At 62.1% G+C, this 15,230-nt stretch carries 14 protein-coding genes; 10 read left to right on the top strand and 4 right to left on the bottom strand.

Features of this window, described 5'->3' with window-relative positions; genetic code table 11:
- The first annotated feature begins 27 nt into the window (after window positions 1-27).
- A complete protein-coding gene (locus tag PSH86_RS05640; RefSeq protein ID WP_305488425.1) occupies window positions 28-1,233 on the top strand; it encodes an aminotransferase class V-fold PLP-dependent enzyme in 1,206 nt (401 codons plus the stop codon).
- Window positions 1,230-1,634 carry a SufE family protein gene (locus tag PSH86_RS05635; protein ID WP_109753700.1) on the top strand — a complete coding sequence of 135 codons (405 nt, stop codon included), beginning with the start codon at window positions 1,230-1,232 and terminating at the stop codon, window positions 1,632-1,634. Before PSH86_RS05640 ends, PSH86_RS05635 begins: the two co-directional genes overlap by 4 nt.
- A gap of 141 nt (window positions 1,635-1,775) precedes the next feature.
- Here PSH86_RS05635 and tcdA read toward each other — a convergent pair whose 3' ends face one another.
- Complete coding sequence (gene tcdA / locus PSH86_RS05630) at window positions 1,776-2,594, bottom strand: tRNA cyclic N6-threonylcarbamoyladenosine(37) synthase TcdA (protein WP_305488421.1); 819 nt, start codon at window positions 2,592-2,594, stop codon at window positions 1,776-1,778.
- A gap of 279 nt (window positions 2,595-2,873) precedes the next feature.
- Here tcdA and dapE point away from each other — a divergent pair, with 279 nt between their 5' ends.
- From dapE to PSH86_RS05615, 3 genes are all read left to right on the top strand, one after another.
- Window positions 2,874-4,025, top strand: a complete 1,152-nt coding sequence (gene dapE, locus PSH86_RS05625; protein WP_305488419.1) for a succinyl-diaminopimelate desuccinylase — start codon at window positions 2,874-2,876, stop codon at window positions 4,023-4,025.
- Window positions 4,025-4,834 (top strand): putative RNA methyltransferase, encoded by an 810-nt coding sequence (locus PSH86_RS05620; RefSeq protein WP_305488416.1) that lies wholly within the window; start codon window positions 4,025-4,027, stop codon window positions 4,832-4,834. The genes dapE and PSH86_RS05620 overlap by 1 nt, the downstream gene beginning before the upstream one ends.
- An 83-nt stretch (window positions 4,835-4,917) precedes the next feature.
- A complete protein-coding gene (locus PSH86_RS05615; RefSeq protein WP_109753696.1) occupies window positions 4,918-5,295 on the top strand; it encodes a hypothetical protein in 378 nt (125 codons plus the stop codon).
- A gap of 148 nt (window positions 5,296-5,443) precedes the next feature.
- On the opposite strand, the gene PSH86_RS05610 is transcribed toward PSH86_RS05615, so the two are convergent.
- Window positions 5,444-5,653 carry a cold shock domain-containing protein gene (locus tag PSH86_RS05610; protein WP_003198198.1) on the bottom strand — a complete coding sequence of 70 codons (210 nt, stop codon included), beginning with the start codon at window positions 5,651-5,653 and terminating at the stop codon, window positions 5,444-5,446.
- A gap of 234 nt (window positions 5,654-5,887) precedes the next feature.
- On the opposite strand from PSH86_RS05610, the gene plsB reads away from it, so the two are divergent.
- The 4 genes from plsB to PSH86_RS05590 all read left to right on the top strand — a co-directional run bounded on the left by plsB (window position 5,888) and on the right by PSH86_RS05590 (window position 10,167).
- Window positions 5,888-8,386 carry a glycerol-3-phosphate 1-O-acyltransferase PlsB gene (gene plsB, locus PSH86_RS05605; protein ID WP_109753695.1) on the top strand — a complete coding sequence of 833 codons (2,499 nt, stop codon included), beginning with the start codon at window positions 5,888-5,890 and terminating at the stop codon, window positions 8,384-8,386.
- Window positions 8,387-8,574: 188 nt separating this feature from the next.
- Window positions 8,575-8,949: a hypothetical protein gene (locus PSH86_RS05600; protein ID WP_109753694.1), complete on the top strand. Its 375-nt coding sequence runs from the start codon at window positions 8,575-8,577 to the stop codon at window positions 8,947-8,949.
- A gap of 93 nt (window positions 8,950-9,042) precedes the next feature.
- On the top strand, window positions 9,043-9,444 hold the full coding sequence (locus PSH86_RS05595) for a YbaY family lipoprotein (RefSeq protein WP_109753693.1): 402 nt from the start codon (window positions 9,043-9,045) through the stop codon (window positions 9,442-9,444).
- Window positions 9,445-9,477: 33 nt separating this feature from the next.
- Window positions 9,478-10,167: a DUF4197 domain-containing protein gene (locus PSH86_RS05590; protein ID WP_109753692.1), complete on the top strand. Its 690-nt coding sequence runs from the start codon at window positions 9,478-9,480 to the stop codon at window positions 10,165-10,167.
- A 136-nt stretch (window positions 10,168-10,303) separates the two neighbouring features.
- On the opposite strand, the gene PSH86_RS05585 is transcribed toward PSH86_RS05590, so the two are convergent.
- Both PSH86_RS05585 and PSH86_RS05580 read right to left on the bottom strand, forming a co-directional pair.
- A complete protein-coding gene (locus PSH86_RS05585; protein WP_305488411.1) occupies window positions 10,304-13,369 on the bottom strand; it encodes an efflux RND transporter permease subunit in 3,066 nt (1,021 codons plus the stop codon).
- Window positions 13,370-13,375: 6 nt separating this feature from the next.
- Window positions 13,376-14,476 carry an efflux RND transporter periplasmic adaptor subunit gene (locus PSH86_RS05580; RefSeq protein WP_109753690.1) on the bottom strand — a complete coding sequence of 367 codons (1,101 nt, stop codon included), beginning with the start codon at window positions 14,474-14,476 and terminating at the stop codon, window positions 13,376-13,378.
- A 94-nt stretch (window positions 14,477-14,570) separates the two neighbouring features.
- Here PSH86_RS05580 and PSH86_RS05575 point away from each other — a divergent pair, with 94 nt between their 5' ends.
- Window positions 14,571-15,206 carry a TetR/AcrR family transcriptional regulator gene (locus PSH86_RS05575; RefSeq protein WP_163855185.1) on the top strand — a complete coding sequence of 212 codons (636 nt, stop codon included), beginning with the start codon at window positions 14,571-14,573 and terminating at the stop codon, window positions 15,204-15,206.
- The last annotated feature ends 24 nt before the right edge of the window (window positions 15,207-15,230 follow it).

The raw sequence follows: 15,230 nt of genomic DNA, 5'->3' as shown, positions 1-15,230 counted from the left end.
GGCGTAACTCCAGCAGGGCCCGAAAGCATGTTGATCCAATCCCCCTGGCGTGCCGATTTCCCGGCCATCGCCGCCCTGCAACGGCAAGGCCAGACCTACCTGGACAGCGCCGCCACCACGCAAAAACCCCAAGCCCTGCTCGATGCCCTGACGCATTACTACGCCAATGGCGCCGCCAATGTGCACCGTGCACAACACCTACCGGGCGCCCACGCCACCCAGGCGTTCGAGGACAGCCGCCTCAAGGTGGCGCAATGGCTCAACGCCGGGGATTGCGGGCAGATCGTCTTCACCCATGGCGCCACTTCTGCGCTGAACCTGCTGACCTATGGCCTGGAGCATCTATTCAACCCTGGCGATGAAATCGTCATCAGCGCCCTGGAACACCACGCCAACCTGTTGCCGTGGCAGCAACTGGCCGAGCGCCGTTCGTTGACGCTGGTGGTGTTGCCGCTAGACGCTGACGGGGTGATCGATCCTGGCGCCGCCGCCGAACTGATCGGCCCGCGTACCCGCTTGCTGGCGGTGAGCCAGTTGTCCAATGTGCTGGGAGCCTGGCAGCCAGTGCCTACGCTGCTGGCGCTGGCCAAGGCCCAGGGCGCACTGACAGTGATCGACGGCGCCCAAGGCGTGGTCCATGGCCGCCACGACGTTCAGGCACTGGGCTGCGACTTTTATGTGTTTTCCAGCCACAAACTCTACGGCCCCGACGGGCTGGGCGTGCTGTTTGGTCGTACCGAGGCCCTTGGCAACCTGCGCCATTGGCAGTTCGGTGGCGAAATGGTGCAACAGGCCGATTACCACAACGCCACGTTCCGCCCGGCGCCGCTGGGCTTCGAGGCCGGCACGCCGCCGATTGCCAGCGTGATCGGGTTGGGCGCGACCCTGGACTACCTGTCCACTCTTGATCCGCAAGCGGTCATTGACCATGAGGCGGCGCTGCATGACTACCTGCTCCATGGTTTGTTGGCTCGCAACGGCGTGCGCCTGGTAGGCAACCCACGGCTGGCCCTGGCCAGCTTCGTGGTTGAAGGCGTGCACAACGCCGACCTGGCCCATCTGCTGACCGAACAAGGCATCGCCGTGCGCGCCGGGCATCACTGCGCCATGCCGCTGTTCAAGCATTTGAAGCTGTCCGGGGCGATTCGGGTGTCACTGGCGCTGTACAACGACTCCGCCGATATCGAACGCTTCTTCGAAGCGCTGGATCAGGCCTTGGAGATGCTTCGATGAATCTACCCGCCGATGCCGCCGCAGCGTTGCAGATTTTCCAGGACGCCTCGGGCTGGGAACAACGCGCCCGGCTGCTGATGCAATGGGGCGAGCGCCTGCCGCCCCTGAGCGACGCAGACAAATGCGACGCCAACCTCGTTCATGGCTGTGAGAGCCAGGTGTGGTTGGTGGGCCAGTTGCACGACGGACATTGGCAGTTTGCCGCCAGCAGCGATGCGCGGTTGATTCGTGGGCTGGTGGCGTTGCTGCTGGCGCGGGTCAATGGATTGTCCGCTGACGAGTTGCAGCAGGTGGATTTGCCGGATTGGTTCAATCAGCTGGGATTGTCGCGACAGTTGTCGCCGTCGCGTAGCAATGGCTTGAATGCGGTGTTAAAGCGGATGCGCGAATTGACACAATAACCGTGGCGAGGGAGCTTGCTCCCGCTGGACTGCGCAGCAGTCCCAAAAGCAGTCAACTCAATCTGTCTGACATACCGCGTTGCCCGGTTTCAGGGCCGCTTCGCGACCCAGCGGGAGCAAGCTCCCTCGCCACAAAGGCCGTTACTGCCCGCCCTTGAGCCGATCCGCCGGCCGCCGCACACCCGCCACGATCTTATCCACAGCCTTGGTCGCCGCGACCATGCCGAACGTCGCCGTGACCATCATCACCGCGCCAAACCCACCGGCGCAGTCGAGCTTGACGCCGTCGCCGACAAAACTCTTCTGCAGGCAAATGCTGCCATCCGGTTTGGGGTAGCGCAGTTGTTCGGTGGAGAACACGCAGGGCACGCTGTAGTGGCGGGTCACGGTGCGGGAAAAACCATAGTCGCGGCGCAAGGTGGAACGCACTTTCGAGGCCAGGGGATCGTTGAACGTGCGGTTCAAGTCGCAGACCTGGATCAGCGTCGGATCGATCTGCCCACCCGCCCCGCCCGTGGTGATGATCTGGATCTTGCGGCGCTTGCACCAGGCGATCAGCGCAGCCTTGGCGTTGACGCTGTCGATGCAGTCGATAACACAGTCGATGTTCGGCGTGATGTATTCGGCCATGGTCTCGCGGGTGACGAAGTCCGCCACCGCGTGCACCGTGCAGTCGGGGTTGATCCCCCGCAGCCGCTCGGCCATCACGTCGACCTTGGTCTTGCCGACAGTGCTGTCCAGGGCGTGCAACTGGCGGTTGGCGTTGCTGACACAGACATCGTCCAGGTCGAACAGCGAAATCTCGCCCACGCCACAACGGGCAATGGCTTCCGCCGCCCAGGAACCGACCCCACCCACGCCGACGATCGCCACATGGGCCGCCCGCAGGCGCTCCAGGCCTTCGATGCCATACAAACGGGCGATACCGGCAAACCGTGGATCTTCTGTACTCATGACCATTACCCCAAAAACCGGCGCGCATTATAGGGCTTTGTCTCGGCAATTTAAGCAAAACCTCTGTGGGAGCGAGCCTGCTCGCGATGGCGGTGGATCAGTGGCAGTGATGTTGACTGACACACCGCCATCGCGAGCAGGCTCGCTCCCACAGGTTTTGTGCTCCAACTGACCAGCACCAGGGGCCCATGCCAGTCGTTTTGCTATAAGATAACCGCCATTTTGTGGGTGTCAGCCAGCCCCCACACAAGCCTTGCGTTCATACTAAATATTCCCGGAGTTTCCATGACGGCCCACGCCGACCTCTCGCCGACCCTGCAACTCGCCTGCGACCTGATCCGCCGTCCGTCCGTGACGCCGGTGGATGCTGATTGCCAGAAACTGATGATGCAGCGCCTGGGTAATGCGGGTTTTGCGCTCGAGCCGATGCGCATCGAGGACGTGGATAACTTCTGGGCCAGCCATGGCAAGCATGACGGTCCGGTGCTGTGCTTCGCCGGGCACACCGACGTGGTGCCGACCGGCCCGGTGCAGGCCTGGCAGCTCGACCCGTTCGACGCGGTCATTGATGAGCACGGCATGCTTTGTGGCCGTGGCGCAGCGGACATGAAGGGCAGTCTGGCGGCGATGGTGGTGGCGGCCGAACGGTTCGTCGCCGACTATCCGGACCACAAGGGCTCGGTCACCTTCCTGATCACCAGCGATGAAGAAGGCCCGGCCCACCACGGCACCAAGGCCGTGGTCGAACGTCTCAAGGCCCGTCAGGAGCGGCTGGACTGGTGCATCGTCGGCGAGCCATCGAGCACCACCTTGGTGGGCGATGTGGTCAAGAACGGCCGGCGCGGTTCCCTCGGCGCGAAGCTGACCGTGCGTGGCAAGCAAGGCCACGTGGCCTATCCACACCTGGCGAAGAACCCGATTCACCTGGCTGCCCCGGCGCTGGCTGAATTGGCCGCCGAGCATTGGGACCACGGCAACGACTTCTTCCCGCCGACCAGTTTCCAGATCTCCAACCTCAACGCTGGTACCGGCGCGACCAACGTGATCCCCGGTGACCTGGTGGCGGTGTTCAACTTCCGTTTTTCCACCGAGTCCACCGTCGAAGGCCTGCAACAGCGCGTCGCCGACATTCTCGACAAGCATCAGTTGGACTGGCACATCGACTGGGCGTTGTCGGGCCTGCCGTTCCTGACCGAACCAGGCGCTTTGCTGGATGCCGTGTCTTCGAGCATCAAGGATGTCACCGGTCGCGAGACGAAAGCCTCCACCAGCGGTGGCACCTCCGATGGTCGCTTCATCGCCACCATGGGCACGCAAGTGGTAGAGCTGGGGCCGGTCAACGCGACCATCCACCAGGTCAATGAACGAGTGCTGGCAGCCGATCTCGAGGTGCTGACCGAGATCTACTACAAGACGCTGATCAAGTTGCTCGCCTGATGCTTGCTTGCCCGATCTGCAGTGAGCCGCTGAACGCGGTGGACAACGGTGTGGTGTGCCCGGCCGGCCACCGCTTCGACCGTGCGCGGCAGGGTTACCTGAACCTGCTGCCGGTGCAGCACAAGAACAGCCGCGACCCCGGCGACAACCAGGCGATGGTCGAAGCCCGCCGCGATTTTCTCAACACAGGGCATTACGCCCCCGTCGCCCGGCGTCTGGCGGAACTGGCCGCCGAACGTGCGCCCGGACGCTGGCTGGACATCGGCTGTGGCGAGGGCTACTACACCGCGCAAATCGCTGAAGCGTTACCCAATGCCGATGGTTATGCCCTGGACATCTCCCGAGAGGCGGTCAAGCGTGCCTGCAAACGCAACCCACAACTGACCTGGTTGATCGCCAGCATGGCCCGCGTGCCCTTGGCGGACGGCTGCTGTCAGTTCCTGGCCAGCGTGTTCAGCCCGCTGGACTGGCAGGAAGCCAAGCGTTTACTCAGCCCCGGTGGCGGCCTGATGAAAGTCGGCCCCACCGCCGGCCATCTGATGGAATTGCGCGAACGCCTGTACGACGAAGTTCGCCAGTACACCGATGACAAGCACCTGGCCCTGGTGCCTTCGGGCATGGCGCTCGATCACAGCGAAACCCTCGAATTCAAGCTGACGCTCGACAGCGGCCAGGACCGCGCCAACCTGCTGGCCATGACGCCCCACGGCTGGCGTGCCAGTGCCGAACGCCGTGCCAGCGTGATCGAGCAGGCCGAGCCGTTCGAAGTCACGGTGTCGATGCGCTACGATTATTTCGTTCTTCAATAACCCTTTTGTTTCCGGGCCCGGGCAACCGTCCGGGGCCAGTTAAATCCGCGAATGGATTTTTCAAGACCGCAGTGAGGACATCCATGCGCCAACCCGATATCGAGATTTACCTCAAGGACGCCGACGTCGACCACAAGGCCATCGCCGCCTGGCTCGGCCAGGCCCTGGGCCCATGCAGCGAATGGGTACAGAAAGGCCAGACCTACAAGTGCAAGGCCGGCAGCATCCCGGTGACCTGGCTGCCCAAGGCCGTGGGCAAATGGAACAGCCTGTACCTGGAAAGCGACCAGACCCCGTGGGAAGACGACATCGCCTGCGCCCGCGCCGCCTTCGCCGCCCTGAATGTCGAAGTGCGCTGCGCGCCTGGGTCGTGGGTGGAAGAAGAAGGTGAAGAGTCGGCGGATCGCTGGATTCGCATCAGCGCCGATGGGGAAGAAGAGATTACCTGGAAGACGGCGTAACGCCCGTCTCAGCCTCAGCCTAGATCCAACTGTGGGAGCGAGCCTGCTCGCGATAGTGGTGTGACAGTCGATTAGGTATCGCCCGATACACCGCTATCGCGAGCAGGCTCGCTCCCACAGTGGTCTTCATGGTGACTGCAAGGGCGGGTTACAACCCCACCACATCCTCAGCCTGCAAGCCCTTCTGCCCTTCCACAACCGCGTACTCGACCTGCTGGCCTTCGGTCAGTGAACGGTGGCCTTCACCGCGGATGGCGCGGTAATGCACGAACACATCCGCGCCGCCTTCACGCTGGATGAAGCCGTAGCCCTTCGCGTCGTTGAACCACTTCACACTGCCGGTTTCCCGTGCTGCCATGATGCTCACTCCCATTTTTATTTTTTAAGTCGGCTTTTCGAAGGAAAGCCGTACGAACGTTAGCTGCCGTCCAGCCGTCCAAAGGTGGCCGTGGCAGTCACTGGCCGAGTATATGACACACGTAAAAACTCTCAACTGACTTTACTTCGGTGCTTTTTTGCCGATTTTCGATGAATCCGGCACACTAGCCAGCCCGAGCAGCCGCTCGGTTTTATCCACTCATGCAGAAGCCGTATGACCCGCTCCCCGTTCCGCCGTCTTGTGTTTGGCACCCTGCGCCGACTGTTGTACCTCTGGGTTCGCTCCGAGACCATCAACCAGTCGTCCTTCACCCTCAACCTCGACCGCAGTCGTCCGGTGTTCTACGTCCTGCAAGATCCTTCGCTCACCGACCTGGCGGTGCTCGACACCGAATGCACCAAGGCTGGCCTGCCCCGTCCGGTGCTGCCAGTCTCGGTGGGTAACCTGCTGGAACCGGCGGCGTTTTTCTACCTGACGCCAGCACCGGACTGGATCGGGCGCCAGGACAAGCGCGGCGCGCCACCGACCCTGACGCGGCTGGTCAATGCCCTGACCCACAACGCCGCCGAAGATGCACAGATCATCCCGGTCAGCGTGTTCTGGGGACAGTCGCCCGACAGCGAATCGAGCCCCTGGAAGCTGTTGTTCGCCGACAGCTGGGCCGTCACCGGGCGTCTGCGCCGCCTGTTGAGCATCATGATCCTGGGACGCAAGACCCGCGTGCAGTTCTCCGCGCCGATCCATCTGCGCGAACTGATCGAACACGACAAGGGCCACGAACGCACCGTGCGCATGGCCCAGCGGATCCTGCGGGTGCACTTCCGCAATTTGAAAGCAGCGGTCATCGGCCCGGACATTTCCCACCGCCGCAACCTGGTCAAGGGCCTGCTGAACCAGCCACTGGTCAAGCAGGCGATTGCCGAGGAAGCCGAGCGGGAAAAAATCTCCGCGGAAAAAGCCAAGGCCCAGGCCCTGCGCTACGGCAACGAGATCGCCTCGGACTACACCTACACCGCGATCCGGTTCCTGGAAGTGGTGCTGAGCTGGTTCTGGAACAAAATCTACGACGGCATCAAGGTCAACCACATCGAAGGCGTGCAGAACATCGCCCAGGGCCACGAAGTCATCTACGTGCCGTGCCACCGCAGTCACATCGACTACCTGCTGCTGTCGTATCTGCTGTTTCGCAACGGCCTGACCCCACCGCACATCGCCGCCGGCATCAACCTCAACATGCCGGTGATCGGCGGCCTGCTGCGCCGTGGCGGGGCGTTCTTCATGCGCCGCACCTTCAAGGGCAACCCGCTCTACACCGCCGTGTTCAACGAATACCTGCACACGCTGTTCACCAAAGGCTTCCCGGTGGAGTACTTCGTCGAGGGCGGTCGCTCGCGCACCGGGCGCATGCTGCAACCCAAGACCGGCATGCTCGCCATCACCTTGCGCAGCTTCCTGCGCTCATCGCGCATGCCCATCGTCTTCGTGCCGGTCTACATCGGTTATGAGCGCGTACTCGAAGGCCGTACCTACCTGGGCGAGTTGCGCGGGGCCAGCAAGAAAAAGGAATCGATCTTCGACATCTTCAAGGTCATCGGCGCCCTCAAGCAACGCTTCGGCCAGGTGGCGGTGAACTTCGGCGAACCGATCAAGCTGGCGGAATTCCTCGACGGCGAACAGCCGGATTGGCGCCAACAGGAACTGGGCCCGCAATTCAAACCGGCCTGGCTCAACGCGACCACCCACCGCCTCGGCGAGCGCGTGGCCCGACATCTGAACGAGGCCGCGGCCATCAACCCGGTCAACCTCGTCGCCCTGGCGCTGCTGTCAACCAGTCGCCTAGCCCTGGACGACCGCGCCATGGCCCGGGTGTTGGACCTGTACCTGGCGCTGCTGCGAAAAGTCCCGTACTCGCCCCACACCACCCTGCCCGAAGGCGATGGCCAGGCGCTGATCGAGCACGTGAAGGGCATGGACCTGCTGTCGGAACAGAGTGATGCCCTGGGCAAGATTCTGTACCTGGACGAGCAGAACGCGGTACTGATGACCTACTACCGCAACAACGTGCTGCACATCTTCGCCCTGCCGGCGTTGCTGGCGAGTTTCTTCCAGAGCAGCTCGCGCATGAGCCGCGAACAGATCCTGCGCTACACCCATGCGCTGTACCCGTACCTGCAATCGGAGTTGTTCATTCGCTGGTCGCTGGAAGAACTGGATGGCGTGGTCGACCAGTGGCTCGAAGCGTTCGTCGAACAGGGCCTGCTGCGTTTCGAAAATGACCTGTACCTGCGTCCGGCGCCGAGCTCGCGGCACTTCGTGCTGCTGACCCTGCTGTCCAAAAGCATCGCCCAGACCTTGCAGCGCTTCTACATGACCGTCTCGCTACTGCTCAACAGCGGCCAGAACACCATCAGCGCCGAAGAACTGGAGGACCTCTGCACCGTCATGGCCCAGCGCCTGTCGATCCTGCATGGCCTGAACGCGCCGGAGTTCTTCGACAAGAGCCTGTTCCGCCACTTCATCCAGACGATGCTGGACCTCGATGTGCTGCGCCGCGACGAAGCCGGCAAACTCAGCTACCACGAGCTGCTGGGCGAACTGGCCGAAGGCGCGGCCAAGCGGGTGCTGCCGGCGGAAATTCGCCTGTCGATCCGCCAGGTGGCGCTGCATCGCAGTGAAGATGCGGCGGAGGTCGCCGCCAGTCCTGGCGTTTGAAACTTTCCGATCACTCACCCAGAACCATGGAGCGGTTTCGGTGAGCTGATGGGGGCATCAAGGAACTTACTCCGACGCTGCGCAGCGGCTAAAGCGACGTCAAACGAAGAAAAGACCTACAGAGAACTTTGGAGCAGGCTTCTAGGATGAGGCCACGTCAATGTCGACGTACTGAAAAGGAATTCAGCATGAATATCATCACGTTAACCATGCAACTGCCCGAAGGCCATCAACTTCCCGAAGCCGGCCGCACCGAAGTCAGTGTTCTAAATGCAGCCGGTGCGCAGATCAGCGTCAGCGGCGGCCAGGGCTCCAACGTGGCACCCAAGGAACCGGGGGCCCAGCAGCCTTGGCAATATCGCTTTCTTGTCGATTCCAAGACGACGCGTGTAGGGGAAGAGCTCCTGGTAAAGGCACGAGTGTACCGAGCCGACACCGCTCTTTTTCTTGAGGCCGAACAGGCCTTCACCTGGGATGGCGGCAATCAACACGTTGACATCCCCCTGAGCCTGGCGCCAGCATCGCTGGCTGAAACTGTTCAAGCGCCCGCGTTCGGCTCCTGAGCCGCAACGTTGCGAATGGGTGCTTGGACGCAAACCCGCTAAATGCCCATTGACGCCTGTGTGTTGCTGGCGTCAATGGGCAAGGTGCTTCCAATGAAAAAAATAGCTCTGCTTGCATCCATGGCGTTACTGGCCGCTTGCCAATCGGCAACGCCACCCTCCACCACCGCATCCCTGGATGGCGAAGTGTTCTACCTGCAACGCATCGCCCTGCCGCCCAACGCTACCTTGAGCGTGAGCCTGCAGGACGTTTCCCTGGCCGACGCCCCCGCCGTGGTGCTCGATGAGCAGAGCGGCCCGATCAAAGGCCAGGTCCCGCTGCCGTTCCACCTCAGTTATGATCCCGCCCAGGTCAAGCCCGGCCATCGTTATGCCGTGAGCGCCCGCATCGAAGTGGACGGCCAGTTGATGTTCATCACTACCGAACAGCACGCCGTACAACTCGATGGCAAGGATCCGCAGCCGTTGAAGGTCCGCGTCAACGCCGCACGCTGATCGCTTTTTCCAAATTTCTTCAAGGACGCCATCATGCTTCGCTCTACCCTCCGTTTCACCGGCCTGTGCGCAGGCCTGTTGATCTGCGCCAATGCCATGGCCCTGTCCCTGGGCGACCTGTCGCAAAAAGACGCCGCGGGCGGCCTCAAGGATGCCTTGACCCAAGGCGCACAGGTTGCGGTCAAGCAACTGGGTACACCCGGCGGCTTCAGCAACAACCCGGATGTGAAGATCGAACTGCCAGGCAAGCTGGGCAAAGTCGCCAGCAAGATGAAAGCCTTCGGCATGGGAGACCAGGTCGATCAATTGGAAACCAGCATGAACCAGGCCGCCGAAGCCGCCGTGGTCCAGGCCCAGCCGATCCTGGTCAATGCCGTGAAGAACATGAGCGTGGACGATGCCAAGGGGATCTTGAGCGGCGGTAACGACTCGGCGACGCAATACCTGAACAAGAGCAGTCGCGAACAGATCCGCGCCAAGTTCCTGCCCATCGTCAAGCAAGCCACCGACAAGGTCGGCCTGGCGCAGAAGTACAACGCCTTCGCCGGCCAGGCCGCGACCTTCGGCGTGCTCGACACCAAAAGCGCCAACATCGAAAACTACGTGACCGAGCAGGCGCTGGACGGATTGTTTGAGATGATCGGCAAGCAGGAAGCCGCCATTCGCCAGAACCCGGCAGCTGCAGCGACCAGTTTGGCGAAGAAGGTTTTCGGTACGCTCTAGGATTGCGCGCAAAACACCTGTGGGAGCGAGCCTGCTCGCGATTGCGGTATCAGCCATAGCATCTCTGTTGGCTGTTACATCGCTATCGCGAGCAGGCTCGCTCCCACATTTGATCTTCAGTGTTATCCGAATCGCGTCAAGTCTTCTTGACCCTGAACCACGCCGCATACAACGCCGGCAGGAACAACAGCGTCAACGCCGTCGCCACGATCAAGCCCCCCATGATTGCCACGGCCATCGGCCCGAAGAACAGGCTGCGCGACAGCGGGATCATGGCCAGCACCGCCGCCAGCGCGGTGAGTACGATCGGGCGGAAGCGGCGGACCGTCGCTTCGATGATCGCCTGCCAGGGCGACAGCCCCGCCTTGATGTCCTGTTCGATCTGGTCCACCAGGATCACCGAGTTGCGCATGATCATCCCCGACAGCGCGATAGTGCCGAGCATGGCGACGAAACCGAACGGCTGGCGGAACACCAGCAGGAACAGGGTGACGCCGATCAGCCCCAAGGGCGCGGTGAGAAACACCATGGCCGTGCGCGAGAAGCTGCGCAGCTGCAGCATCAGCAACGTCAACACCACCACGATGAACAGCGGCACACCGGCATTCACCGATTTCTGGCCGCGAGCCGAATCCTCTACTGTACCGCCCACCTCGAGCAAGTAACCGGACGGCAGTTCGGCACGAATCGGGTCCAGGGTCGGGAAGATCTGCTGCACCAGGGTCGCCGGTTGCTCCTTGCCATAGATATCGGCCCGTACGGTCACGCTCGGCAGACGGTTGCGGTGCCAGATCACCCCCTCTTCGAAACCGTATTCCAAGGTCGCGATCTGCGACAGGGCAACGCTCCTGCCGTTGTCGGTCGGCACCGCCAGGCTCGACAGCAATGACAATTCGGTGCGCTCATGCACCGTGCCGCGCAGCAGGATTTCGATCAGCTCATTGTCTTCGCGATACTGGCTGACGCTGGAGCCCGTGAGGGAGCTGCGCAGGAAACTCGCCAGATTGGCGGTGCTGACACCCAGGGCCCGGGCACGGTCCTGGTCGACGTTCAGGTACACCACCTTGCTCGGCTCTTCCCAGTCCAGATGCACATTGGCCACGTAAGGGTTTTCTCGAACTTTCGTCGCCACTTTGCGTGCCAGGGCCCGGACCACTTCGATGTGTTCACCAGTAACGCGGAACTGCACCGGGTAGCCGACCGGCGGGCCGTTTTCCAGGCGTGTGACCCGCGAGCGCAGGGTCGGGAACTGTTCGTTCAGGGTAGTGATCAGCCAACTGCGCAACGGCTCGCGATCTTCGATGGTCTTGGCCAGCACCACGAACTGGGCGAAGCTGGACGCTGGCAGTTGTTGATCCAGCGGCAGGTAGAAGCGCGGTGAACCGGTGCCGACATAAGCCACGTAATTGTCGATGCCGGCGTGGTCCTTGAGCAGCGCTTCAAGGCGCTTGACCTGCTCGGCGGTGTTGCTCAGGGAGGCACCTTCCTGCAGTTTCAGGTCCACCATCAACTCCAGCCGTCCCGACGCCGGGAAGAATTGCTGCGGCACGAAACGGAACAACACCACCGAGCCCACGAACAACAGCACGGTCAGGGTGAGGACGGTTTTGCGACGACGCACGCACCACTCCACCATCCGCCGGACACGCTGATAAAACGGCGTGCCGTAAGGGTCGGTCTGGCCGTCAGCCGTGCCATGTTTGGCCGCGTGAATTTTCGCCAGGTCCGGCAGGAGTTTTTCCCCCAGGTACGGCACAAACACCACGGCAGCCACCCAGGACGCCAGCAATGCCAAGGTCACGACCTGGAAAATCGAACGGGTGTACTCGCCGGTGCCCGATTGCGCGGTGGCGATCGGCAAGAACCCCGCCGCCGTGATCAACGTACCGGTGAGCATCGGGAACGCCGTGCTGGTCCACGCAAAACTGGCGGCCTTGATCCGGTCGAAGCCCTGCTCCATCTTGATCGCCATCATCTCCACCGCGATGATCGCATCGTCCACCAGCAGCCCCAGCGCCAGTACCAGCGCGCCGAGGGAAATCTTGTGCAGGCCGATCCCCAGGTAATACATCGCCGCGAAGGTCATCGCCAGCACCAGCGGAATCGCCAGGGCCACCACCATCCCGGTGCGCAGGCCCAAGGAGAAGAAGCTCACCAGCAATACAATCGTCAGCGCTTCCACCAGCACCTGGACGAACTCACCGACCCCGGTCTTCACCGCCGCCGGCTGGTCCGACACCTTGCGCAATTGCATGCCGGCCGGGAGCGTATCCTGGATACGGGCAAAATCGACCTCAAGGGCCTTGCCCAGGACCAGGATGTCACCACCATCCTTCATCGCCACGGCCAGGCCGATGGCGTCTTCGCCCATGAAACGCATGCGTGGCGCCGGTGGGTCGTTGAAACCACGGCGCACATCCGCCACATCACTGATACGGAACGTACGACCGGCGACCCGGATCGGGAAGTTGCGGATCTCTTCCACGCTCTGGAAATTCCCCGAAACCCGTAGCTGCAATCGCTCGCTGTCGGTTTCGAAGAAGCCCGCGGTCGATACCGCATTCTGCTCCTCCAGGGCCTGCTGTACCGCCGCCAAGGGCAGGCCAAGGGTCGCCAGCTTCACGTTCGACAGCTCGATCCAGATCTTCTCGTCCTGCAAACCGATCAGCTCGACCTTGCCCACGTCCTTGACCCGCTGCAGCTGGATCTGGATGCGATCGGCGTAGTCCTTGAGCACGGCGTAGTCGAAACCATCGCCGGTCAAGGCGTAGATATTGCCGAAGGTAGTCCCGAACTCATCGTTGAAAAATGGCCCCTGGATACCCGGCGGCAAGGTATGGCGGATGTCACTGATCTTCTTGCGGATCTGGTACCACAGCTCCGGGATCTGCGCCGAATGCAGGGAGTCGCGCGCCATGAAAGTCACTTGGGACTCCCCCGGCCGGGAGAACGAAACGATCCGTTCGTAATCGCCGGTTTCCATCAGCTTCTTTTCGATGCGCTCAGTGACCTGGCGCGAGACTTCCTCGGCCGTGGCGCCCGGCCAGTTGGTACGGATCACCATGGCTTTGAAAGTGAACGGCGGGTCTTCGCTCTGGCCGAGCTTGGTGTAGGAAAGCGCGCCAACGATGGCCAGCAACAGCATCAGGAACAGTACGATCTGGCGGTTGCGCAGCGCCCATTCGGAAAGATTGAAACCCATCGTGGATTACTCCTTCGCCGTCAGGTTGACCACGCGGTTGGAGCGATCCACCGGCCGCACCTGCTGGCCGTCGAGGAGCACATGCACGCCGGCCGCCACCACCCAGTCATCGGGGCTGAGGCCTTCAAGCACCGGAACGGTCTTTTCGCCGAAGGCGCCGACTCGGACCGGGACCTTTTTCAGAGTGTTGTCGGCGTTGACGACCCAGACATAGGTCGCGCCATTTTCAGCCGTCAGGGCCGACAACGGCACCGACAGCGGCACCTTGTCGGCGGTCTGGATAAATACCCGGGCACTCTGGCCCAGCTCGGCCGGAACACTGCCGGCAGTGAAGGCCACCCGGGCGGCGAAGGTACGGGACCTGGGGTCGGCGGCCGGCGACAGTTCGCGAATGCGTCCGCTGAAACGCTGGTTGGGCTGGCTCCACAGTTCGACCGAAACCGGCTGGCCGATCTTGAACCGGCCAAACCCCTGTTCCGGGAGGCTGATCAACACTTCACGCTCGCCATCGGTGGCCAGGGTGAAGACGGTTTGCCCGGCCGACACCACCTGCCCAACCTCCACCGAACGCCGGGCGACCACGCCATCCTGGGGCGCACGCAGCACCGAATAACTGGCCTGGTTGTTGGCGACATCGAACTCGGCCTTGATCTGCTTGAGCCGCGCAGTGCCTGAGCGATAAAGGTTTTCGGCGTTGTCGTACTGGGAACGGCTGACCATCTGCCGCTCCATCAAGGTCTTGTAGCGATCACGCTCGGCGCGGACCAGGTTCAGGTTGGCCTCGGCGGCGGCGACCTGGGCACGGGTCGCTTCCAGTTGCAGGCGCACATCCTCGGGATCGAGTTCGGCCAGCGGTTGATTGGCCTTGACCCGCTGCCCCTCTTCGACCAGCCGTCGGCTCACCTTGCCGCCAATGCGAAAGGCCAGGTCGGGCTCGAATCGGGCCCGCACTTCGCCAGGGTAACTGTCCATCGCCTGGGCCGACGGCTCGGGCTTGACCACCATGGCAGGGCGCACGGCGACGGGCACCGGCTCGTCATGACCGCACGCAGACAATAAAAAAGCCAGGGTGACTGGCACGGCGAGGGGCAGGGCATAGCGGAACATGGCGAGTGACCTTTCGCTAATGGTGCTTGGAATAATTATACTGACGAGTATGTTATTAATAGCAAACTCACCAGTCCAGTATTAAAGCGAAGAAATGTCGAACAATCTTTCCCCCCCCAGCGGCCCCGGTCGCCCGAAGGATCTGGCCAAGCGCCAGGCCATTCTCGACGCAGCGAAACGCCTGTTCGTGAGCATGGGTTACGCCAGCACCAGCATGGATGCCGTCGCCACCGAGGCGGGCGTGTCGAAGCTGACCGTCTACAGCCACTTCACCGACAAGGAAACGTTGTTTTCCGCTGCCGTGATCGCCAAGTGCGAAGAACAGGTGCCGCCGCTGTTTTTCGAATGGCCGGACGGCGTTCTGATCGAACACGTGTTGCTGAACATTGCCCGTGGTTTTCACCAGCTCGTCAGCAGCGAGGAATCGGTGAACCTGCATCGGGTGATCATGGCCCTGGGTAGCCAGGATCCGAAACTCTCGGCGATTTTCTACGAAGCCGGCCCGCAGCGGATGCTCTCAGGCATGGAACGTCTGTTGACCAAGGTCAACCAGAGCGGCGCCCTGAGCATCGACAAACCGCGCAATGCCGCCGAGCATTTCTTCTGTCTGATCAAGGGCGCGGCGAACTTTCGCCTATTGTATGGCTGCGGCGCGCCACTGGAGCCTGAAGCGGCCGAGAGTCATGTGCAGGAAGTGGTGGGGTTGTTTATGCGGGCTTATCGGCCTTAGCTCGACCAATGGCCCTTCGCTAGC

Origin of the sequence: Pseudomonas sp. FP2300 (assembly GCF_030687595.1) — a bacterium.
Classification (GTDB): Bacteria; Pseudomonadota; Gammaproteobacteria; order Pseudomonadales; family Pseudomonadaceae; genus Aquipseudomonas; species Aquipseudomonas bijieensis.
Note: the sequence above shows the minus strand (reverse complement) of the source record. Positions and strands in the feature narration are given on the sequence as shown.